Source organism: Deinococcus marmoris (assembly GCF_001949125.1).
Classification (GTDB): Bacteria; Deinococcota; Deinococci; order Deinococcales; family Deinococcaceae; genus Deinococcus; species Deinococcus marmoris_A.
Genome location: NZ_MSTI01000085.1, coordinates 1 through 20,347 on the forward strand (window position 1 = coordinate 1; position 20,347 = coordinate 20,347).

Genomic DNA, 20,347 nt, shown 5'->3' on the forward strand with positions numbered 1-20,347 from the left:
CCCGTTCCTGTCGCGCAATTTCCAGCTCTCGTTCGAGTTCTGTAAGACGAGCCTCCTGTGGTGAAAGGGCGGGGATCCCCCGCCCGGTGAAGGCAGGGCGGCCAGCGGCCGTCTGGTTGTCCTGTTGTTGCTTCCACCGGACGACGTAGTGAGGAGGAACGCCGAGGTCACGGGCGATCTGAGCGCAACTCTTACCGGTTGTGCGAACCAGGCGGACAGCTTCGTATTTGAACTCAGCGGTGAACTTTTGCTTGGGTACGGACATTCTGTCCTCCAGTGTGAATCACACTGAACTTACCCTCCACCAAACCCTAACAACATCATTTATGCAGTTTTCTCCAAATATGCGGTCTGGAACAGCGTTTGGCGGAAGGACATCTGAGCCAATTGAATCTGTGCGGACAACGCACTCCAGTGCGGCATCAACAGATCACGTGCCCACGACGCCGCTTCAGAAAGCGTCCAGACCCAGCTTGGACGCTTCCCAGTGGTCATGCCCGCCTTGGCCTGCATGAACAGCGCCAGGGTCAAACTCAACCACACCAGAAAAAGCCAGTTGTGTGTCCCCGATCAGTACCCGACACTTTCTCCATTGGCTGTCTGGGGGAGGGTCCAGAGCCGAATAAAATGAAGCAGTTCACCTGCTCACACTTCGCTCTGACGGGAACAGGCCCTGACAAGCGACCGGAGGCCCAGCGTCACGACGTTCCACGCTCGCCTCCCATGGTTTTTGATCTCTGCGTCCTGGTTGACACCGAACGTTATCGCACGCCTTTAAGTTTCGGGATCAGAAGTGTCTCATGCGATTTGGACAAAATTTCGGCCTTCGCCAAGTCAAGCCCTCGCACATGGGGATGAAGCGCGCGGCTTCACGCAGACTGGCAATTAGGGCGCAGCGGACCGTCTGGTAAGGTGCCACGATGAAGCGTTGCCTTGTGCCATTGACTGGAAGTCAGATGAACCATGCTGCGCTCGACGCGGCCATCGCCCTCGCCGCGCGGTACCACCTGACGCTGATTGGCCTGCACGTCATGGTGCCGGACATGGTGGATATGACTGGCATCGGTCCCGCCGGAACCATGGGGACCGGCTATGTCGCCCCGGCGGAATACGCCCTGGACGCGCAGGCCACGCAGATCAAGAGACAGGCCAATGAAACGCTGCTCGCAGACTTCCAGCAGCGCTGTGCCCAGGCAGGTGTGGACTGCGAGCCTACCAGTGAGGTGGACAACGCCGCCAAGGACATCGTGTACCGGGCACAGCACTCAGACCTGCTGTGGCTTTCCAGAGAAGGTCTGCACGCTGGGCAGACCACCTGGTTCTCCAATTTTGAGCACGTCGTGCGTGAGAGTCCCATACCCGTGTGGGTCGGTGGGGCTAACCAGGCTCTGCCCCAGCGCCTGACGGTGGCCTATGACGGCCACGCCCAGGCCAGCGGCGCGCTGGAGGTGGCCGCCAGCCTGTCCCGCGCGTGGCGGTTGCCGCTGGACCTGCTGGTCATTCACGAAGGCCTAGATGACCGCCAGGCCCAGACCACGCTGCGCGACGCCCAGGCGAAGCTGAAAGCCCTGCACAGCCCGCCCGAGCGCGCGCAGGTGGGCGCGGGCCACCCAACTGCGGCGCTGATTCAGGTCACCGCGCCGGACGCCCTGCTGGTGATGGGGACGCACTCCCATCAACCCTTTCTGGGCTTCAGGCGCGGCCACACCGTGGATGATGTGTTGTTAAGCGCACAGGGACCTGTGCTGCTGTGTCCGAAAGATGCCGCCCAGGGCGGCAGGTCCTGAACTAGAGACTGAATCCAGCGTCCGGGAGTTTATTTCATCTGACCTGAAACAAGGAGGGCAGCCTCTGCCTTGTTTTCAGCCAACGCCGTCAAAGGCGGCAGGGGGGAAGGGCTGACCAACTCGTTGGCTCGTGCGAACGCTTCCATAAAGCGGCCCAGCACTTCCGTCTGCGTGCGGTACGCCCGGATCGCCTGCCACTTGACTTGCACCTGTTCGGGGGTCAACGCCACCCGTTCCCACGGCAACCCCGTTGCACGCGGCGGCACCGTTAGCGGCAGCGTCTCGTGTAACCCCTTGGGCAGCGGCCATTCCAGACCCCCGTGGACCACCCAGAAGTGCAGCGTGGGTTCTTGCTGCCGCTCACCCACCAGCCGCAGCATCATGTAGGTCAGGGTGTGGTGGTCCGGGTGGGCGTCCTGCGGGGCCGGCACCAGCACCACATCGGGTTTCACAGTGTCCAGCACCCGCGCCAGATCGTCGTGCAGATTGCGGCCAGTGAACGGTGCGCCGGGCGTCAGCGCCCCATCCACATAGACAGCGGACGCGCCCGTGTGTCTGGCCCGGTAGGGCTGATCGTAATTGGTGGTGAACAGGTAGAACAGGCCGCCGTCCGGATAGCCCAGCATAAAGGTCCGGGCGGCAGGCACCCCCAGAATCGCGGCGGCCCGTCCGGCCTCCCTGGCACGCGTCTGCCCTAGGTCACGCATCTGGGCGGGCGAGGGACGCACGGCCCGGTCCATTAGGGCAGCGTCGAATTCAAAGCCGTCACCTGCCGTGATCCAGGCGATGTAGGCGGTTGCGCCAGCGGCCTGAGCCTGCTGGATCATGCCGCCGCAGCACAGGGTCTCATCGTCGGGATGGGGGGCCAAAAACAGAACACGCTGCCCGGAGGTGAATGGTAGGGCGGCGGGAAGGGCCGCGACGCGCTGGTCACTGCGATCAAACACCGGGAGCATCCGGGGCAGATTGATCCAGGCAGCCAGGGCCAAGGCGAGAAGGACCAACGCAGGCAGCCACCAGTTCCGGGCAATGGACTTGAGCATTTTAAAATCACCTCTCCGCCCTGCCAGAGTAAGCCAGGAATTTGCTTGAACACCCACTTTACTCACTTCAGCGAGGAGAAAGCATTCCTTTTTCTATGGGGCCAGCCGTCATAGTTTCCAGATCAGCCCCCGCCGCGCCATCCAGGCCAGGCCCAGCCACACGGCCAGCACATAGCCCAGCGTGTAGACCAGCCCGCCCGCAAATCCCCCCAGATGATTGCGACTCAACTCCAGCAGCGAGGCGAGGATGCTCTGGCTCCTGCCCGTCCAGTTCACCTGCCACGCCAGCAGGATCCAGAACTTGATCAGGATGGGCAGCATGTACCCGGCCAGCGCGTTGCGGCCCGGAATGGTCAGTGGGGCCAGCAGGCGCGCCCCTGCCCGCAAACGCCCCGAATCCGCGATCAGCCAGAAGGCCAGCATGCCCAGGATGCCCAGCCCCGCGCTGTACAGGATGTAGGGCGGCGTCCACAGCGCCTTGCTGAACGGGATGTGTCCGCTGGCTGCCCACCCAAAACCCACGGCGCTGAGAAAAAGCCCCAGCCCCAGCAGCTTGAGGGGCGCGCGGGCGTCGCGCTGTTGCAGAGGACGGGCAGCGAGTGCGCCCAGCAACACCAGCGCGGTGGTGGGAATCACCGACATCAGACCGCGCAGACCGATGGGGGTCAGGACCATGTTGTTGACCATCTGCACTGGGTTCTGCGTCTCGGACACGATGCCCAGTCCCCACGGATGCGTGGTCAGGGTCAGGAAGGCGGCGTACCCCAGCAGCAGGGCGGCGGCAATGGCGGCCTGCCAGCGCCCCCGCAGACCGCCCAGCAGCGCGGCGCACAATGTCGCCAGGGCGATCAATTGCAGCACGCCCAGCCCCAGCGTGGGAGCTTGAATGGTTACGCTGGTCAGAAACGCGCCTGCCAGATACAGCAAGACGGCCCGCGTGACCAATCGGCGCACCCGCAGCCAGCCGACGACGCCACTACGGGTCATGGCTGCCAGTGAGAACGGCAGCGCGGCCCCGGCGCACAGCAGGAACCACGGAAAGACCAGATCGGTCAGTGTTAGCCCGCCAAAGGGCGCGTGAACCAGTTGATACGGCGTGCGCCCGCCCAGCGCCACGTTGTTGACCAGCAGCATCAGCAGTACGGTCAGGCCGCGCCACGCGTCCAGGGCGGTCAGGCGGGCCGGTTTTACCCGCGTCTCAATTCCGGCGCTCACCTGAGGTTGAACTGGATGCCCGGTCACCGAAACGCTGTTCATGCCGCAATGGTGCGTTCCAGCCGTGATGGCCTGGTGAGCGGGCGAAACGGTCTCTTGGTGGTCACAGGTTCACATTGAAGTTCTCCTGCAATCTGGGTGCTTATGCGGTTAAAGCGGAAGCTCCCCCAATGCTCACGGGAGCTTCCTGATTCTGCTTCCGTATCTGCGCCACAGCCACATGGCCAGCAGCAACGCCGCCGCGCCCAGGCCAATCTGAATGGCCCAGCGCTCTATCTGCGGCACGATCACCGGGCCAAATTTCCACAGTGCCGTTTGCCACACGCCCACATGCAGCAGTGCGCCCACCAGACTCAGCAGTACATAGGCCAGAAACGGGAAACGGGTCAGGCCGCAGAGCAACGTCACGGGGGTTCTCAGACTGCCGATGGTGCGGCTGACGATCACCAGCGGTCCTCCCCACCGGTCCAGCAATTTCCCAGTTCGTTCCATACCCGGATGTTGGAGCCAGCGGGCACTCAGATACTGACCGCCCCAGCGCGCGGCAGCGTAGCCCAGCAGGCTGCCCAGCCAGTTGCCCAGCACGCCCCAGACGAGCGCTGCCGTCAGGGTGGTGTGGCCCGCGTCAATGGCCGACGCCTGCGCCAGCATGGGCAGCACACCCGGAATACCCGGAATACCTGCGCCCTCCAACGCCAGCAGGCCGAAGGTGGACAGGTTCAGAACCGCCGGGTCCAGGCCAGCAATCCAGGCCGACAATGTCACCTTAATATCACCGGGGCAGATGGCCCACGGTGTCCACCACATACCCCCGCTGCCGGGCCACCCTGAGCAGATCAGGCAGGGCCATCAGACCGTCTGGAGCATTGTCGTGCAGGAGGATAATGCCGCCAGGCCGCAGTCGACGGGCAAAGCGGGCTTCCACAGTTTCCACGCCAGGATTCTGAAAATCGCCGGGATCGTCCGTCCAGAACACCGTGGTTAGCCCCAGCTTCTCAGCAATCTTCAGGGTCTGTGCGCTGTAGTCCCCTCCTGGAGGCCGGAAATACTGCACAGGCTGTCCGCTGATACTGGTGATCAGCTCGTTGGTGGTTTTCAGTTCCGCCGTGACCTCTGCGGCGCTCAGACCCGGCAGCCGCAGATGGTGAAAGGTGTGGTTGGCAACCTCGTGGCCTTGCGCCACCAGATCGAGGACGAAATACGGGTACGCCTCGGCGTTGCGCCCGATGATAAAAAACGTGGCGTGTGCCTTCTCGCGGCGCAGCAGATCCAGCAGCAGCGGAAAATACATGGGGTGCGGCACGTCGTCAAAGGTCAGGGCCACTTGGCGCTTCAGGGGTGAACCCCGGAACAGCTTGCCGCCGCGCACGCCGCCGCGCACCAGCCCCAGCGCCTGCTCAAGCTGTTCGGCCAGTAGCTCCGCGCGGGTTCCCGCAAAGACGGGCAGGCGTTCGAGTTCATCTAGTGGCGTCAGCTTCGGTGCGGGCGCGGCGGTTTTAGCTCCCACCCACGCCCGGTCATAGCTTCCCGCCTTCAGTTCGTTGGCAAAGGTGGTTCGCCGCCCCACCGGCACCGAGAGGGTGAGCAGCGGCAGCGGGCCGCCGAAGCCGCCGTAATCGCCCGCCCGGTAAATGCTGACGTCCACCTCGGCCAGTCCGGGATCGGCGCGGTAGGTGGCGGTAGTCACCTGGGTTGCCAGCGCCACGAGGGAGCCTTGTGCCTCCTGAGCAGACACCAGCACCAGTGCGTGGGCCGCACGAGTGAAGCTGTTGTTCATCACCTCAACGGTCTTGACCTGCGGGATGGGCGGCGTGAGCTTCAGGGTGGGGATGACCGGAGAGGGGCGCTGGCCGGGGGCCACAAGCTGCACCTCTCCAGCAGCCGTGATCTTGGGCGCGGGGAGGGGAGAGAGGCCCTGGCCTGCCGCGAACGAGACCAGAGCGGCAGTCCACAGCGGAAGGGTGCGTTTCATGACTGCCAGGATAGAGAATGTAGTGGGTACGTGAGCGCTGCCACACGGAGATCGGACAGGATCTGAGAGCTGAGTTCGCTGCGTTTTTAAAAACCAGCCCGCTACTTCCAGGCCAGTCCGATCAATCCGGTCAGCAGCGACGTGACCACCATCCAGATCGCCAGCACCCGCCAGCCGCCCAGATCCAGCGGGTCACGCCCGGCACGCGCCCACCAGCGCCGTGAAAGGGCCAGATAACTCAGGATCGCCAGGGCCAGACTGAGCAGGAACACGGCGGGCAGGCGTCCGGGCAGCAGCGGCACCAGCAGGCTGGGCACTACCAGCAGCACCATCGGCGCGACGATCAGCCCGCTGAGGCCGCGCTGCAATTCACGTTCCCAGAACGAAGCTGGGGTTTTGTTGGTCATTACCTGTCCCCCTCAAAACTGAATGTTCATGACGTTGTTCTCGTCGGCCAGGTACATCAGCAGCATCACCAGGTAGATCAGGGTGATCAGCCAGGCCAGGGCGCGCGAGGCCATCAGCGAGAACAGTGCGCCGCCGAACAGCGCGTACAGTCCGTAGATGACGACGTGTTCAGCGGCGTGGGCCAGGGGATGAACGTCCACGTAAGCGTCCACCATGCGGGACATGCTCAGCAGGTCCAGCACCATCACGGTCAGCAGCAGGCCCCAGTGAACCGAGCGGGTGCGCGTCTGGAGGGCCGTCCGGCCCACGCCCGGCGAGACGTGGCTGACGGTCAGGTTGACCAGCCGCTGATAGATGCCGGAGAGCGGCACCCCCAGCATCAGCCCGGCCACCGCCATCATCATGTGTTCGGCGTTGTGAAAGTAGTCGTCCTGTACGGCGCTGGAGACCACCACCGGCAGCGCCGACAGCCCCAGCGCCAGCAGCGAGGCCACCGCCCAGACGGCGTGGGCGGGCCGCAGATTGGTTCTCAGCGTTCCTGTAACGCCCCGCCACAGGGAGCCGGGTCCAGCCGTGGTGGCTGGGCGCATCAGAAGCCCAGCCCGCCCTGGCCGGTGTTCAGGGCGATGGTGGTCCACAGGGCCAAGGCTAAGGCCACACCCAGCGTCATCTTCCAGTTGTCCCGTAGCCAGCGTTTGACCGTGTTCATGGGCTTCTCGTGGTGCATGGACTTCTCCTGATTCATGGGGGTCTTCTCACTCATGCTGTGTTGCCCGTCCACGCTGTTGTGCTGGCCCGCACGTTCACGGCGCACGGCCCTGTCCAGCGGCGTTCTGGCGTGCCATCGGCCATGGTGTGGCGGCGGGCGGGCTGCTGGTCTCAAGCGCGTAAAAGGTGCGGCCCGCGCCCACGTAGACGTGTCCATCCGGCCCGATCACTGGTGAGCCGAACACCGCGCCGTCCAGTTGCAGCGCCCACTGCGGCTGCCCGGTCAGGCTCAGGGCATGCAGCAGGCCGTCGCCCGTGCCGATATAGATCACGTCGCGGGCCAGGGCGGGCGAGCCGCCGATGCTCTGACCTACCTGCACTGTCCAGACCACGTCACCCGCCAGACTCAGGGCCGTCAGGTGGCCCCCGGTGTCGGCCACATAAATCCGGTTCGTACCTACAAGTGGCGTCGTCTCAACACTCTGCCCCGGACGGCTCCAGCGCACCTTGCCCGCTGGGTCAAGCGAGGTCAGCCCACTGGCTGTTCCCAGATACAGGTTGCCCCGCGCGTCAATGGCCGGGTTGGCGAACAGGGTAGAGCTGGCCGCGTACTGCCATCTGACCTGGCCCTGTGGGGTCAGGGCCAGCAACACGTTTTTGGCCCCCACATAAACTGTGCCGTCCTTGCCCACCACGGGCGAGCCGCTGTAAAAGGACTTGACGGTGTGTTGCCAGAGGGTCTTGCCCTGCGGGTTCAGGGCGTACAGAAACGGCCCGCCCGCCGCGTAGATGGTGCCTCCCTTGCTCACCGCCGGGGACAGCACCGGGGAGTCGTCGATGTCTTTCTCCCAGCGGGTTTGGCCGTCCAGCCCCACGGCAGCCAGCTCGCCGACGCGGGCCAGCAGCACCATCTGGCCGGAGATGGCCGGGGTGTACAGCAGACGATCCCCCAGATCAAAACGCCAGTTGGTCTTGCCGGACGCCGCGTTCAAGGCCGCCGCGATTCCCTTGGCATCGGCCACGACGGCCTGGTCGCCCCCCGACACCACCACCGACGCCCCGGCCCAGCCCTGTCCCCTGACCGTCCAGAGAATCCTGGGAACGCCTCCCCCGCTGGGCACTGATGGTACTGACTGCGCCCCCAGCAGCGCGGCAGTCAGGGCCAGACCGCCCACCACGCCGCCGACCCGGGGCAGCCAGCGCCGGATCAGCTGCCGGGTCACTGCCAGAATCATTGGCCGAATCACTGGCCGCCTCCCGGTGGGCGCACAAACACACCGTCGGCCCGCTCCCAGGGCGAGTTGAAGGTGGGAATGGGATTCATGTCGTTCACGCCGCCTCCCGTGATGTCCAGCTCGCTGGGCGTGCCAGGAGGCGGCCCCATCACCGCGTTCAGGTAGGCCACCACATGCGCCAGGGCCACCTCGCCCTGATCGTTGCCCCATTCGGGCATCAACCCGTCCAGGCCGTACTTGACCAGTTGCCCCGTCCGGCTGGCGGGCAGTGTCCACAGCACCGAGTCGCCCTGAAGCGTGGCGGCCTCGAACGGCCCGGCCCGGCCCTGCCCGTCGCTGCCGTGGCACTGGGCGCATCTGCCCTGGAACAGCGCCGCGCCGTCCTGGAGCTGGGCGGTGGGCGCGGTCAGCGCAAAGACCGAGAACTCGCCCGTCAGATCAAACTTGTCGGGGAACGGTTCCACCGCTGGATCAGCGACCGCAGCTTGATACGAGCGCACCACCGCTGGCCTGGCCTGCATCACCGAGGCCGGTTCCGGCTCTTCCAGCGGGGCCAGGTGAAAGGCGAAGTACCACGCACCCCACAGTCCAAACATCACGAAGAAGACGGCCAGGAAACTGGGGATCGAGGCGTCCCCAGACTGGATCTCGTCGGATTCGAGCTGGGCCTGAACCTGATCGGCGGTTCTGGCCTCGGCGGCGGGACCCCGCTGCGGCTGGTGGTTCTGCGCCTGGGCCAGCGCGCCTTTGCGCTCTGCCTCCTGCTTTTGAGCGGGGCGGCGTGTGGGTGGCAGGCGTCCAGGCTGAGAAAGGTCAGACGGTACAGAATCAGGCTGCGGGGGGCGTTCGTCTTCAGGCATGGCTCACTCCTCCCCCGGCTCTTTCCAGGTGGGCGTCTCCTGGAAAACGCCGTGCATCATGCGGTACTTGGGCAGTTCAGTCTCGGCGGGTTTGCCGGGGTTGTGAACCGCCAGCATCAGCAGCATGGTGATGGTCACGATGATGATCAGCGCCACCACGATCACGCCGACGACGCCTGTGGAAATCATGGCCGTCTCCAGTGTCGGACCTTCATTTGAGGGTCATCAGGTAAGCGCTGAGGGCGTCGAGATTTTCCTCGGACAGGTAGCCGAAACTGGGCATCCAGGTGCCAGGATTCAGGCGTTCGGGGTTCAGAAAATGAATCATCATCCACTCCTCGCTGGGCCACCGTGTGGCGACGTGCATCAGGTCTGGCCCCCGGCGGTGCTGCCCAAAAAACACCGGATTCTGATACACGTAATCGCCCGGGTGACTGACTGCGCCGATGTCGCCGGGCTGGTGAATGGTGGCAATCCCGGCTTCCGACAGCCGCACGTTCTGGCTGTGGCACTCCCAGCAGCCCGCCTGTGCGTACACCTGGCGGCCCCGCGCCTGCTGGGCGGTGTACTGCACGGCCAGCGGCGTGGGCTGGTAATGGTTGGTGGCGTAGTACGGCAGCACCACGGTGGTCAGCACGGCCATCGAGAAGATCAGCAGACTCAAGGCCACTAAAATCCCGGTGTTGCCCTCAATGCTGTCGAACATCCGTTTAAGCATGGCCGCCCCCTAATCCGTCGCCGTGGCGGGCGGGAACGTGGGCTGCGGGCCAGGAGCCGGATCGCGCACGCTGGGGCCGGGCAGCAGGGCGGAGTCCGGCGCGTGCTGATCCACCCATGAGCGGTCATACACCGTGCGGACGATGTTGTACATGAAAATGATGTGCGAGACGATGATCAGCAGGCCGCCCCCGGCCACCGGCCACATCAGCGGCTGCGTGGGCCACACCGTGGAATCCATCCAGTCCTGACCACCCACCCGCCAGTTGGCCGACTGAACCAGACCAGCGGTCTGAAGAAACAGCAGCAGGATCACCCAGCCGAGGCCGAACAGCGCGAAGTGCCACCACGCCAGCGACTTGGAGTATATGGGGTGGCCGGTCACGCGCGGAATCATGTAATACCCCGCCGCCAGCGCAATGGCGCTGAAGCCCGCCCCCATTGCCAGCATCGCGTGGCCCACCGTGAACTGCGAGAAATGCTCGTAGATGTTCAGGGTTCGCAGCGCCATGATCGAACCCTGCACCGAGGTCAGCAGGTAGCAGGTCAGCCCGAACACCACAAAGGCCAGCACCGGGTCCTGGGCCAGCATCTGCGTGTTGGGCTGCACCGACTTGTACAGGTTCCACACGGAAGCGAACACCGGGATGAACAGGAAGATGGAGAACATGATCGCCTCGGTCTGAAGCCAGTAAGGCAGGGCGCTGGTGACGCTGTGGTGACCTCCTACCGGCGGGTACACGAAAATCAGGGTCCAGAAGCCTACCAGCGAGAGCCAGTGGCTGTAAATGGGCCGCCCGGTGATCTTGGGGATCAGGAAGTAAGCCAGCCCGAGGCCCACCGGCGTGTACCACATGCCCAGAATGTTGTGGCCGAAAAACCAGTTGGTCACGTTGTCGTAGATGCCCTGATACGGATTGTTCAGCGGGTTGAGCCATAGTCCCTTGCCGATGATGATGACGATGGGCAGGCCGATCACGGCGGACAGCGAATACCACAGGCTGACATACATTGGACGCTCGCGCCGGAACCGCACGGTGTTGACCAGGTTCAGGGTCGCGCACAGCAGCGCTCCCATCAGCAGTACGTCCACCGGCAGGATCGTCTCGGCGTACTCGCGGCCCCGGCTCATACCCAGCGAGATGGTCACCCAGGTGGTGATCCCGGCAATGTTCCACAGCCACACGCTGACGTGCGCCAGCCGCTCGCTCCACAGCGGGGCGCGGCACAGCCGGGGAACAATGAAGTACATACCCGCCACCGATCCCATGGACAGCCAGTACCACAACACCAGTTGCACATGCAGTTCGCGCATCTTGGACCACACCAGAAATTGCTGCAAGTCCAGCGGGATGTACGCCCAGATCTGCGGGTGGGCCATGTAGATGCCCATCAGCAGGCCGTAGGTCATGCCGATCAGCATCCAGACCGTGGCCGTCAAAAACATGCGGTAGGCGGCGGTGCCGGGCCGGGTGGGAAAGAACCAGTTGGGCCGGGGCGCGGTGGTAGGGGCAGCGGGCAGGCGGGCGGTTTGGGTCATGGGCGGCTCCTGAAATCTTCTGGACGTGGAAAGAGCTGAGCTAGCGTTCCGGCACGTACTGGGTGGTGACGTACAGGTACAGCGTGAAGGCCGCCAGGGCGATCAGCAGTGCCAGCACGCCCCACGCCAGCCACAGGGGCATCGGTTCGGGGCGGTCACTGATCTGGGTCTGGATAGGTGGGGTATGCTTCTCCATCTCGGCAGATGGCCGGACCGTTCTGGAGGCTGGATTCAGATCGCTGATCTGGGTCAAGGTGTTCTCCTTTTAAATCCAGGAACTTCAGAACTCCCAATCATTTCGGTGGATCAGGCAACGAAGGAATGTTCTGCGGCACGCTGTTGTCGACCGACTGCAAGACCGGGTAGTGACTGTAAAACCGGTCCTTGAACACCGGGAAGGTGTCGGGATTGTCCTCGTCGCGGCCCAGGTAGCGCAGATAGCGCAGGATGCTCCATGCCTGCTGTTTGTCGATGACCTTCTCTGTCACCCAGCCGCGCATGGGCGTGCCGACAATGCCATTTTCCAGAATCCACATCAGTTGACCGTCGCTGTAGCGCTGCACTTCCGGGGCCGTCAGGTCTGCCGGACGGGGTTGCAGGCTGCGTCCGGCAGGACTGACGCCACGGGCGTTGGTGCCGTGGCAGGCCCCGCAGGTCTGCATGTAATTCTGGCGGCCCAGCACGATCTGCGCCGGGATGTCGGGCAGCGGGTTGGTGCGGGCGTCTTCGGGCATGATCAGCGTGCGGCTGCGGACATAGCGGGCCACCGCCTCCATCTGCGGGCGGGTCAGCACCAACTTCCAGGCGGGCATGCCGGTTCCAGGCACGCCCTCAGCGATGTAGCCCAATAGCTCGCCGTCGGTCAGGTTGCCGATACGTGGGGCGCGCAGGTCTGCCGGGTGCGGCAGGATATTGACGCCGGATAGGCCCCGTCCCCGCAGTTCGGGACCATGACAGGCGGCGCACGTCGCGGCGAAGACCTGCCGCCCTTCGAGCAGCGTTGGACCGTCGTTGGGACGGGTCAGAACGATGTTTTTATAGCCTTCTGGCGGGCGCAAAGCACCGGCGTAACTGCGTAGGCCGCCCGACACACCTTCATAGTTGGTCGGCCCGCTGGCGCAGGCGCTGAGCAACCCAAGACCGAGCAGTGCGGCAACAACCAGCAGCGTCGCCCGGGGCTGTAAGGGCCGCCAGGGAAATTCAGTGCGGAAAACGGGTCGACTCGCCATAGCAGATGCCCCCGACCTTCAATACTCGTTGAGTGAGCGCACTGGGGACCGCAGCAGGGCGGAGAAAGTCGGTTCGAGTCTTTCGTGGCGGGTCCGTCTGTGTCGACCCCAAAGTGACCTCTTGCATCGCCGTGAAATGAAGCTTCAAAAAAGGTACAACGAACTTCGCAGACTGTAATTTTGCAAACTGTTTGGTGGCGTGCATCTTAATCCCAGCTTAAGTTGCTGTCAAGCCTGACTTCTGACTGATCTCGTCTTCTCTGTGCAACAACATTCCGCTCTTCAAAAGGAGGCCGTGCCGTGGACTGTTCACCTCGCATTCCGGGCCTGCAGGCGGGCCTTATAGCCCCACCACTCCGGCGGGCAGCGTGGTGGCGGTCTCTCCTTCGGCATCGTCAAGAGCAGGTTCTTGCTCCCGGCCAGATTGCTGCCGTGCAGACTGGCGTTTTGCAGGCCTGCTTGAAATTGGCCCCTGGCGACTTGGCGGTGGACGCATGAAAACGAGAGAGGTCCAACGCCTCCAGAAAACAGCTCAGGACAACTTGCAGGTTGTTGCGATGCTGCTTGTGGGAACAGACAGTGAGCATGGCAGAATAAAGCTGTCCAGCACGGTCACTTTCCTTTGGCACACCCTTATTTTGAGGCAGGAAGCCGTGCTGGACGTCCTTCCCCTAAACTGAAAGATGTCAGATTTCCAAAACAGGGAATGCCAGACTGCGGCGGATTGCGTATCTTTCCGCGCTGGGCGCATCAAAATCGCAGAGCCGCTTACGGACGTATGACCGCGGGATGAGGGATTCGGGGAAGCCGGCCAAAGTGGCTTTGATCGCCCTGGGGCGCAAACTGCTGTGTATCGGATTGGCGGTCGTACGATCCGGACAGCCGTACAATGACGGGTTTATTCTTCCCTGCGGCGGTGCTGGCCCAACGCCAATGCGGGACTTGACAGCAGCCCTATGAAACCCTATCTAGGATTTCCCGCTCCTGGCGCAGAATTTCGTTTTCTTTACGGAGCCGTCGGATCTCCCGTTGCTCTGGGGTCAGATGTTGCTTTCCCTGGCCAGGGAAAGCAGCCTCACCCTGTTCCTGTTCGGCCGTCAGCCATTTGCGGAGCAACGAGGCACCCTCACCCAACTCGCGGGCAGTGTGGGAGAGGTTGCCGCCCGTTCGGGCGAGCTGAACAGTGTCTCGTTTGAATTCGACGGAATGGAATCTGCGGTGGATCATGCTGGTGCCTCCTCTTGTTGAGGCTTATCTCCATCTGCGCAAAACCCGGGGCACCCTCACAGATGCCATGCTGCACGCTAACGCACGTAGGACGCCCCGTTGATGTCCAGCGTCGCCCCGGTCATGTGCCGCACCAGCCCGGACGCGAGGAAGACCACGGTAGCGGCCACGTCCCCGGGCGGGGCCGCGTCCCCCAGCGGGAACTCCTGGGCCAGTTCTGCGGCGTGTTCGTTCAGGTACGCCTCGGCCATCTCGGTGCGGACCCAGCCAGGAGCCACCGCGTAGGCGAGAACGCCCTCATGAGCAAAGCCCCGGGCAATCGAGCGGGTCAAGGCGATCACGCCGCCTTTCGAGGCGGCGTAGTGCATGGCATTCGGCTGGTCTCCCCGGAAAGCCGCCCGGCTGGCGATATTGATGATGATGCCGCCGCCCTGACCCCGGAAGTGCTGAACGGCTTCCCGGCAGGTGTCCGCCACGCTGAGCAGGTTGACCTGCAAGGTCTCTTTCCAGACGGCGGACCACGCTTCCAGGGGATCGTCCATCGTGACGGGGGGGGCGATCCCAGCGTTGTTCACCAGCACATCGACGCGGCCCTGCCAGGCGACGGCGTTCTGAAATAGCCGGACGGCTTCCCCTTCCTGGGCCAGATCACCGCTCAGGAGGTGAATCCGGTCTGCACCGAACTCTTCTACCAGGGCCTCACCGCCCTGCCCGCTGCGGCCCAGGTGGGCGGCCACCGACGCGCCCACGTCCAGCAGGCTGCGGACACAGACTGCGCCAATGCCGCGCGAGGCCCCCGTCACGAATACCACTTTGCCGTCTAGATTGATCATGTCCGCCAGTCAAGCATACGGACGCCGATGTTCACGCTTTATCCGGGCGCAGGGAAAAAGCCTGTGCCAGACGCATTTACTGCGCCGAGAAAAGAATCGGCGCGCATGAGTTGACACGGACTGTATACCGCCCTATATTGAGGAAATCAAAGCGGCCTCATGGGCCGCTTTTTCCTTGCCTACTTGAGCTTGAGCGAACCCAACGCCTTGTCGAATGCGCCCCGCTGGGCCGCCGTCGCGGCGGGTCCCGTGGTGAACTGGACGCTGAGCAGGTTGCGTTTGCTGACGCCGTACCAGTACTGCAAGCGCACCACGGCTCCATTGGCCTTGAGGGTCAAGTCATACACGCTCGGTGCCCTTGATCCCACCCGCTGTCCGGGGACGGTCACCCACGCGCTTCAGGGTGGCCAGCCCACCGCCCGTGAGCGATCCCTCGACGCCTCCGATGAACTCCTTCAAAGCTCCAGCGTCATTGCCCTTGCTCTGATACGGGGCGTAGAACAGTTGCAGAACGGCGGGCGGGGGGGTGCCAGGGGCCACCACCGTGATGCCGGGCAGGCTATTGGGGTAGGGCCGCTGTTCCCAGCTTGAGGGAACATCAGCGGTGAGCGGGGCCTGGGTGTTCTTGAGTGGGACGGCCAGGGCCGCACCTGTCAAAACCGAGGCGAGCAGAAGCGCCATGCGAATGGAGGAAGATGGTCTGCCCCCCGCAAACTGGACGGTCACTGAGTAGAGACGAAGGCTCGATCCCAGCCCTAAGCTGGAAAGCGAGGCTCATCCTATGAAAAACCGTCAGTTCACCGAAGACCAGATCATCAAGCTTCTCCAGGAGGGCAAGAAGAGCGAGAAGCCTATTGAAGACCTGTGCCGCGATTTTGGGTGCAGCCCCGCGTCGTACTCCGCCTGGAAGAAGAAATACGGCGATACCAACGCCGACGAAGCCAAACGGCGTCTTGGCCAGAACAGCACCCGTATGGGGCTTGGCCGCTTCGTCGATTGGAGAAGGAAAACGCCCGCCTGCTGCGCATTGTCGGTCAGCAACGCTTGGAGATCGACGCCATGAAGGACGTCATTGAAAAAAGGCGGTAACGCCCACCGAGAAACGTGCCGTGGTCAGGCAGCTGGTCGCGGCGCACCTCAGGCCCGTTCGGGCCTGTGTTCTGGTGGGCCTGTCCAAATCTTCCTGGCATGACCGCCCACAACCGCGCCAGGACAGTGAACTCCGGCAACAGATCCACAACCTGGCTCGTCGGTATCCCCGGCGGGGCTACCGTTTCATTCACGTCCTGCTGGTTCGAGCAGGGGCCATCATCAACAAGAAGCGCGTTCGACGAATCTGGCGCGAAGAGGGACTTGCCGTCAGACCCAAAGTATCCCGAAAACTTCGTACTGGAGCGACAATTCCTATGCAGGCCGAGTATGCGAATCACGTCTGGACGTACGATTTCATCTTTGACCAGACCCTGGAAGGGACCACCCTGAAAATCCTAACCCTGACCGACGAATTCACCCGACAGTCACTGGCCTTGCAGGTGGCGACGTCCTTCACCTCCAAGGAGGTGAAGGACGTCCTCCGGGACGTGATTGCCGGGCGCAGTTCCCCAGCCTTTCTTCGCAGCGACAACGGTTCTGAATTCATCGCCCGTGATCTGGGCATCTGGCTGGCAGTTCAGGACATCGGAACCCGGAACACCCTCCCAGGAAAACCTTGGCAAAACGGCTTTGCTGAGAGCTTCCACTCCCGTCTGCGGGCAGAATGTCTCAATCAAGAGGTGTTCTATTCTGCCAAACACGCCCAGGTGCTGCTGGATGATTGGCGGGTGTTCTACAACGCCCGCAGACCCCACTCATCACTCGGCTACCGGACCCCAGACGAGTTTGCTGAGCAGGCCAGGGGGCGGCCTGCCGCCACCCCTTTGCGGAGACAACACCGCAAATGTGCCCGTCAGCCCGTCCCCTGGACGAGCAGGGAAAGCTGATGTTGTACCCTTGACCTGAGCCGAGTCTCTACTTGAAACCGTCCAACTTCTGGGGGCAGCCCACCTCACCCATGAATCACAACGCCGCATTCAGGAGGAGCCATGGAAGACCACCCTCCCTCACCTGATCTCCATCTCCTGAGCCAGGCGTTTACTGCGAGCGTCACCGGTGTCATCATCACCGATGCGCAGCAGCCGGACCTGCCGATCATCTTCGTCAATCCAGCCTTCGAGCGGCTCAGCGGCTACCTGGCCGCCGAGATCATCGGGCGCAACTGCCGCTTTCTGCAAGGTCAGGACCGCGATCAGGAAGCCCGGCAGGAGATCTTGGACGCCTTGTCAGAGGGCCACAGCGTCACCACGGTGCTGCGCAATTACCGCAAGGACGGTTCGTTGTTCTACAACGAACTCACGCTCAGTCCCATCCACGACGCTTCCGGCACCCTGACCCATTACCTCGGCTTTCAAAACGACGTCACTGCGCGTGAGCAGGCCAGGCAGCAGGAGTCGCGCTCCAGGCGGCAACTCACCTCCATCCTGGAGCGCATCACTGACGGTTTCGTGTCGTTCGATCAGCACTGGAACATCACTTACGTCAATGCGGCTGCGGCGGCCATGACCGCCCGTCCATCCAGCGAGACCCTCGGCCAGAACCTATTCACCTTCTCTCCGCTCTCCACCCATTCACCACTTGGCTTGGCCCTCCAGAAAGCCCAGGAATCTGGCATCGTCCAACATCTGTTGAACCACTCGGGCATGGGCAAGCAGACGAACATCACCATTTATCCAGGCGAGAACGGCGTCTCGATGTTTATCCGGGATGTCACCGAGAGCCGAGAAGCGCAGCGGGAGCAGCAGGCCAGCGAGGAGCGCTTCGCCAAGGTTTTCGAAGCTGCCCCAGTCGCCATCATCGTCTCCCAGCTCAGCACGGGCCACTGCATTGACGTTAACCCTGAGTTTCTGCGTCAGAGCGGGTACACCCGCGAGGAGGTGATCGGGCGCGACTCGCTCGATCTGAACTTCTGGGTTGTTCCACTGGAAGCGGAAGACCTGAGGCGAATCCTTCGGGAAGAGGGCAAGGTCCTTGACCGCGAGTTGCAGTTCCGCTTGAAGTCTGGAGCGGTCGCCGACACGACTGTGTCGGCTATCCCAATGACCATGGGTGGGGAAGCCTGCATCGTGACGCTGCTCCGTGATGTCACGGTGGAGAAGCAAGCACAGCGGTTCCTGGCAGACAGCGAGGAGCGCTACCGCAACATCGCGACCCAGTTGCAACGAACGCTGGACCTGTCCCTTGACCTGATCAATTCGATTGACGCAGAGGGGCGCTTCGTCACGATAAGCGCGGCCTGCCAGCAGATCCTCGGGTACACGCCTGAAGAGCTGATTGGCCGCACTTACCTTGACTTCGTCCATCCGGATGACCGGGCCATCACCGTGCGGGAAGACGCCCACATCACCGCAGGTCAAGCGACGACCACCTTCCAGAACCGTTATCTCCACAAGAACGGGAGCGTGGTCTGGTTGGAGTGGGCGGCCGTCAGTCTGCCCGACGACTCCTTGATGTACTGCGTGGCCCGCAACATCACCGAGCGCCGGGTTGCCGAAGAAGATCAGGCGTTCCTGGCGGCCATCGTGCAGGCCAGCCACAACGCCATCATCGGCGTTTCGCTGGACAACACCATTCGCTCCTGGAATCCAGGTGCCGAGGAACTCTACGGCTACACCGCCGAAGAGGCGATCGGTCAGCCGGTCACTTTCATCGTTCCTGCCGACTTTCATGCGCTTGAACTTGAGTCGATGGAACGGGCCAGGCAAGGCTTTCGGGACCCACCGTTTGAGGGCAACCGGGTCACGAAGAGCGGACAGCAGCTCCAGGTGCGGGTCACCATCTCGCCGATCCTGGATGCTGCTGGTCAGGTGATCGGGGTCTCCAAGATCGCCCGCGACATCACGGCCCTGCGGACGGCTGAGCAAGAAATTCAGGTCCTCAACGAGGACCTCCAGCGTCAGTTGCGTTCCATCACGGGCCTCCGCAAGATTGATCACTCGATCGCCGCGAGTGCGGATCTCGACGTCACCCTCGGTCTGGTTCTGGACAGTATCAGGCAACAACTCGGCATGGACGCGGCCACCGTCTTGCTGTTCGATCCACACCGCAAGACACTGACATACACCGTCACCAGGGGCTTGTATACCGCAAGACTGGAGAACTCAGCGACGAAACTGGGTGTAGGACTGGCCGGCAGCGCCGCGCTGATCCAGCAGCCGATCAGCCTGCCGGACCTCATCCATGCGTCCGTCCTGCCCGCCTGGCGCGACGTCGTGAAGAAGGAAGGATTGACCGCTTATCACGCGGTGCCGCTGCTCAGTAAAGGGCAGGTGGTGGGGGTCATTGAAGTGCTCCATCATCAGCCCTGGCCACTCTCGCTGGAGTGGTTGTCGACCCTCGAAACGTTGGCCGATCAGGCGGCCATCGCCATTGACCATGCCCGGCTCGTGACTGAACTGGAGCGCAGCAACGTGGAGCTGCGCTCCGCGTATGACGAGACCATCGAGGGCTGGGCACGCGCGCTCGACCTACGGGACCACGAGACCGAGGGACACTCTCGCCGGGTCACGGAGATGACGCACGAACTCTGTCAGGCCCTCGGATTTACCTCTGATCAACTGATGCAAGTTCGTCGGGGCGCGCTGCTCCACGACATCGGCAAGATGGGGATCCCTGACGCGGTACTGCTCAAGCCAGGCAAGCTCACCGAAGACGAGTGGGTGCTGATGAAAAAGCATCCGGAGTACGCGGCGGAACTGCTGACCCCGATTGAGTTCCTGCATCCGGCCCTGGAGATCCCGCAGAACCACCACGAGAAGTGGGACGGCAGCGGCTACCCGCAGGGACTGAAAGGCGAGGCCATTCCGCTGTCGGCCAGGGCGTTTGCCGTGGTGGACGTGTACGACGCCCTGATGAGTGACCGGCCCTACCGCAAGGCCTGGACGCGGGAGAAAACGATGGATCACATTCAAAGTGGTTCAGGTCTTCACTTTGATCCTGAAGTCGTAGACGCCTTTCTCCAGATGATTGGGCAGCACTGAGGTGGCTGTTCTTAACCACTCGGGTTTGTCCTCGGTTGTCCAGAATCATGGTGGTGATCTTGGGGTAGGCCCACAGGTAAAGGCACAGATCCTGGCGGCCTGACAGATTTTATGAGAGTGAACGAAAAACGAGCTGCCAGCCAACTTCAAGAGTGGTTTGAGGAGGGGCATGGGGGCGTTTCCGCTGACCCAGTGGCTCAGGGTCAGGCCCCCCTTGGAGCGTCAGGCGCGCGAACACCACCTGACCACGGCTCAGCGCGTAATGAACCGCCCGGAGACCGATCTTGAGGTAGCTCAGCGCCCGCTGCCAGTGGGGATCGACGACACGTCGATCCCCACGCTGCACCACCTCAATGCCTTCGGACACGAGCAGCACGGTCGCTACGGCCAGCACGGTCACCAAGCGTTCGAGACTGGGTGCATCTCGCACTTTGGAACCTTCCAACCCGAACAAACCACTTTTCTCATCCAGAAAGCCTTCCTCAATCTGAAATCGCTCGC

General features: G+C 62.9%; 23 protein-coding genes and 2 pseudogenes. 5 read left to right on the plus strand and 20 right to left on the minus strand.

The genetic code is table 11. From position 1 onward, the window contains the following. On the minus strand, positions 1-265 hold a 265-nt coding region (locus tag BOO71_RS12975), incomplete at its 3' end, for a transposase (protein WP_139322637.1). A gap of 59 nt (positions 266-324) precedes the next feature. Next, entirely contained in the window at positions 325-531 is a 207-nt protein-coding gene (locus BOO71_RS12980; RefSeq protein WP_075833032.1) for a hypothetical protein, read from the minus strand. A 389-nt stretch (positions 532-920) separates the two neighbouring features. Between BOO71_RS12980 and BOO71_RS12985 the strand changes: the two genes are divergently transcribed. Further along, complete coding sequence (locus BOO71_RS12985; RefSeq protein WP_075833034.1) at positions 921-1,787, plus strand: universal stress protein; 867 nt, start codon at positions 921-923, stop codon at positions 1,785-1,787. A gap of 29 nt (positions 1,788-1,816) precedes the next feature. Here the strand turns inward: BOO71_RS12985 and BOO71_RS12990 are convergent, their stop codons facing one another. The 18 genes and pseudogenes from BOO71_RS12990 to BOO71_RS13075 form a co-directional block, all read right to left on the minus strand. Continuing rightward, positions 1,817-2,830 (minus strand): PIG-L deacetylase family protein, encoded by a 1,014-nt coding sequence (locus BOO71_RS12990; RefSeq protein ID WP_075833036.1) that lies wholly within the window; start codon positions 2,828-2,830, stop codon positions 1,817-1,819. A 108-nt stretch (positions 2,831-2,938) separates the two neighbouring features. Next, on the minus strand, positions 2,939-4,087 hold the full coding sequence (locus BOO71_RS12995) for a heparan-alpha-glucosaminide N-acetyltransferase domain-containing protein (RefSeq protein ID WP_075833038.1): 1,149 nt from the start codon (positions 4,085-4,087) through the stop codon (positions 2,939-2,941). 132 nt (positions 4,088-4,219) lie between these two features. After that, positions 4,220-4,810 carry a DedA family protein gene (locus BOO71_RS13000; protein ID WP_075833075.1) on the minus strand — a complete coding sequence of 197 codons (591 nt, stop codon included), beginning with the start codon at positions 4,808-4,810 and terminating at the stop codon, positions 4,220-4,222. A 7-nt stretch (positions 4,811-4,817) separates the two neighbouring features. Further along, a complete protein-coding gene (locus BOO71_RS13005; protein ID WP_075833040.1) occupies positions 4,818-6,017 on the minus strand; it encodes a polysaccharide deacetylase family protein in 1,200 nt (399 codons plus the stop codon). A gap of 101 nt (positions 6,018-6,118) precedes the next feature. Beyond that, entirely contained in the window at positions 6,119-6,424 is a 306-nt protein-coding gene (locus BOO71_RS13010; RefSeq protein WP_075833042.1) for a hypothetical protein, read from the minus strand. 12 nt (positions 6,425-6,436) lie between these two features. Beyond that, on the minus strand, positions 6,437-7,015 hold the full coding sequence (locus BOO71_RS13015; RefSeq protein ID WP_075833044.1) for a hypothetical protein: 579 nt from the start codon (positions 7,013-7,015) through the stop codon (positions 6,437-6,439). Then, positions 7,015-7,239, minus strand: coding sequence for a hypothetical protein (locus BOO71_RS13020; RefSeq protein WP_075833046.1), 225 nt, complete (start codon positions 7,237-7,239; stop codon positions 7,015-7,017). Before BOO71_RS13020 ends, BOO71_RS13015 begins: the two co-directional genes overlap by 1 nt. After that, complete coding sequence (locus tag BOO71_RS13025; protein ID WP_175607441.1) at positions 7,229-8,356, minus strand: outer membrane protein assembly factor BamB family protein; 1,128 nt, start codon at positions 8,354-8,356, stop codon at positions 7,229-7,231. The genes BOO71_RS13020 and BOO71_RS13025 overlap by 11 nt, the downstream gene beginning before the upstream one ends. Positions 8,357-8,376: 20 nt before the next feature. Next, entirely contained in the window at positions 8,377-9,228 is an 852-nt protein-coding gene (locus tag BOO71_RS13030) for a c-type cytochrome (RefSeq protein WP_075833051.1), read from the minus strand. Between the two features lie 3 nt (positions 9,229-9,231). Then, on the minus strand, positions 9,232-9,417 hold the full coding sequence (locus BOO71_RS13035) for a hypothetical protein (protein WP_075833053.1): 186 nt from the start codon (positions 9,415-9,417) through the stop codon (positions 9,232-9,234). Positions 9,418-9,439: 22 nt separating this feature from the next. After that, entirely contained in the window at positions 9,440-9,946 is a 507-nt protein-coding gene (locus BOO71_RS13040) for a cbb3-type cytochrome c oxidase subunit II (RefSeq protein WP_083653406.1), read from the minus strand. Between the two features lie 9 nt (positions 9,947-9,955). Continuing rightward, positions 9,956-11,485 (minus strand): cbb3-type cytochrome c oxidase subunit I, encoded by a 1,530-nt coding sequence (locus BOO71_RS13045; RefSeq protein WP_075833057.1) that lies wholly within the window; start codon positions 11,483-11,485, stop codon positions 9,956-9,958. A 40-nt stretch (positions 11,486-11,525) separates the two neighbouring features. Continuing rightward, positions 11,526-11,738 carry a hypothetical protein gene (locus BOO71_RS13050; RefSeq protein WP_075833059.1) on the minus strand — a complete coding sequence of 71 codons (213 nt, stop codon included), beginning with the start codon at positions 11,736-11,738 and terminating at the stop codon, positions 11,526-11,528. Positions 11,739-11,778: 40 nt separating this feature from the next. Further along, the gene (locus BOO71_RS13055) at positions 11,779-12,714 is read right to left on the minus strand and encodes a cytochrome c (RefSeq protein WP_083653407.1); all 936 of its coding nucleotides are present in this window, start codon (positions 12,712-12,714) and stop codon (positions 11,779-11,781) included. Positions 12,715-13,677: 963 nt separating this feature from the next. After that, positions 13,678-13,941, minus strand: a pseudogene (locus BOO71_RS13065) (transposase); the annotation flags it as partial. 77 nt (positions 13,942-14,018) lie between these two features. Continuing rightward, on the minus strand, positions 14,019-14,774 hold the full coding sequence (locus tag BOO71_RS13070; RefSeq protein WP_075833067.1) for an SDR family NAD(P)-dependent oxidoreductase: 756 nt from the start codon (positions 14,772-14,774) through the stop codon (positions 14,019-14,021). Positions 14,775-14,953: 179 nt separating this feature from the next. Further along, a complete protein-coding gene (locus BOO71_RS27845; protein WP_175607442.1) occupies positions 14,954-15,121 on the minus strand; it encodes a hypothetical protein in 168 nt (55 codons plus the stop codon). Then, positions 15,114-15,455, minus strand: coding sequence for a hypothetical protein (locus BOO71_RS13075; protein ID WP_075833069.1), 342 nt, complete (start codon positions 15,453-15,455; stop codon positions 15,114-15,116). Before BOO71_RS13075 ends, BOO71_RS27845 begins: the two co-directional genes overlap by 8 nt. Before the next feature lie 100 nt (positions 15,456-15,555). On the opposite strand from BOO71_RS13075, the gene BOO71_RS13080 reads away from it, so the two are divergent. The 4 genes and pseudogenes from BOO71_RS13080 to BOO71_RS27850 all read left to right on the plus strand — a co-directional run. Continuing rightward, on the plus strand, positions 15,556-15,837 hold the full coding sequence (locus tag BOO71_RS13080) for a transposase (RefSeq protein WP_075833071.1): 282 nt from the start codon (positions 15,556-15,558) through the stop codon (positions 15,835-15,837). Between the two features lie 34 nt (positions 15,838-15,871). Further along, positions 15,872-16,753 (plus strand): annotated as a pseudogene (locus BOO71_RS13085) (IS3 family transposase); the annotation flags it as partial. A 102-nt stretch (positions 16,754-16,855) separates the two neighbouring features. Continuing rightward, on the plus strand, positions 16,856-19,846 hold the full coding sequence (locus BOO71_RS13090; protein ID WP_075833073.1) for a PAS domain S-box protein: 2,991 nt from the start codon (positions 16,856-16,858) through the stop codon (positions 19,844-19,846). A 169-nt stretch (positions 19,847-20,015) separates the two neighbouring features. Then, positions 20,016-20,347, plus strand: a 332-nt coding sequence (locus BOO71_RS27850) for a hypothetical protein (RefSeq protein WP_175607443.1), incomplete at its 3' end; no start/stop codon positions are given.

Bases quoted from the DNA above. Each gene is read 5' to 3' on its own strand.
- BOO71_RS12985 (WP_075833034.1), top strand. From the start codon at position 921: ATGAAGCGTTGCCTTGTGCCATTGACTGGAAGTCAGATGAACCATGCT.
- BOO71_RS12990 (WP_075833036.1), bottom strand. From the start codon at position 2,830: ATGCTCAAGTCCATTGCCCGGAACTGGTGGCTGCCTGCGTTGGTCCTT.
- BOO71_RS12995 (WP_075833038.1), bottom strand. From the start codon at position 4,087: ATGAACAGCGTTTCGGTGACCGGGCATCCAGTTCAACCTCAGGTGAGC.
- BOO71_RS13005 (WP_075833040.1), bottom strand. From the start codon at position 6,017: ATGAAACGCACCCTTCCGCTGTGGACTGCCGCTCTGGTCTCGTTCGCG.
- BOO71_RS13010 (WP_075833042.1), bottom strand. From the start codon at position 6,424: ATGACCAACAAAACCCCAGCTTCGTTCTGGGAACGTGAATTGCAGCGC.
- BOO71_RS13015 (WP_075833044.1), bottom strand. From the start codon at position 7,015: ATGCGCCCAGCCACCACGGCTGGACCCGGCTCCCTGTGGCGGGGCGTT.
- BOO71_RS13030 (WP_075833051.1), bottom strand. From the start codon at position 9,228: ATGCCTGAAGACGAACGCCCCCCGCAGCCTGATTCTGTACCGTCTGAC.
- BOO71_RS13035 (WP_075833053.1), bottom strand. From the start codon at position 9,417: ATGATTTCCACAGGCGTCGTCGGCGTGATCGTGGTGGCGCTGATCATC.
- BOO71_RS13040 (WP_083653406.1), bottom strand. From the start codon at position 9,946: ATGCTTAAACGGATGTTCGACAGCATTGAGGGCAACACCGGGATTTTA.
- BOO71_RS13045 (WP_075833057.1), bottom strand. From the start codon at position 11,485: ATGACCCAAACCGCCCGCCTGCCCGCTGCCCCTACCACCGCGCCCCGG.
- BOO71_RS13055 (WP_083653407.1), bottom strand. From the start codon at position 12,714: ATGGCGAGTCGACCCGTTTTCCGCACTGAATTTCCCTGGCGGCCCTTA.
- BOO71_RS13070 (WP_075833067.1), bottom strand. From the start codon at position 14,774: ATGATCAATCTAGACGGCAAAGTGGTATTCGTGACGGGGGCCTCGCGC.
- BOO71_RS13075 (WP_075833069.1), bottom strand. From the start codon at position 15,455: ATGGCGCTTCTGCTCGCCTCGGTTTTGACAGGTGCGGCCCTGGCCGTC.
- BOO71_RS13080 (WP_075833071.1), top strand. From the start codon at position 15,556: ATGAAAAACCGTCAGTTCACCGAAGACCAGATCATCAAGCTTCTCCAG.
- BOO71_RS13090 (WP_075833073.1), top strand. From the start codon at position 16,856: ATGGAAGACCACCCTCCCTCACCTGATCTCCATCTCCTGAGCCAGGCG.